Annotated in this window: 2 tRNA genes; both read left to right on the top strand. The window is 44.5% G+C overall.

Going from position 1 to position 362, the window contains the following annotated elements:
* The first annotated feature begins 114 nt into the window (after positions 1–114).
* A tRNA-Ile gene (locus tag FC56_RS02660) sits at positions 115–188 on the top strand.
* Between the two features lie 28 nt (positions 189–216).
* Positions 217–289 (top strand) — tRNA-Ala (locus tag FC56_RS02655).
* The last annotated feature ends 73 nt before the right edge of the window (positions 290–362 follow it).

Raw genomic sequence — 362 nt, 5'->3', positions numbered from 1 at the left:
CTGCGGCTGGATCACCTCCTTTCTAAGGAATAAAACGGAAACCAGTACATTTCATCGATGTTTTGTTTAGTTTTGAGAGGTCTACTCTCAAAAGATAATACGGTTACGCTTTTTGGGCCTATAGCTCAGCTGGTTAGAGCGCACGCCTGATAAGCGTGAGGTCGATGGTTCGAGTCCATTTAGGCCCATCCACCGGCCAAATGACCGGAGTAACTTGGGGAATTAGCTCAGATGGGAGAGCACCTGCTTTGCAAGCAGGGGGTCAGCGGTTCGATCCCGCTATTCTCCATTGTCACGAAGTGACAAACTTGGTTCTTTGAAAACTAGATAATATTAATTTCTGTAGTGAATTATATTTATAA

The organism is Lentilactobacillus senioris DSM 24302 = JCM 17472 (assembly GCF_001436555.1).
GTDB classification, from domain to species: Bacteria; Bacillota; Bacilli; order Lactobacillales; family Lactobacillaceae; genus Lentilactobacillus; species Lentilactobacillus senioris.
The sequence above is the reverse complement of the archived record's forward strand: the minus strand, read 5'-3'. Positions and strand labels throughout refer to the sequence as shown.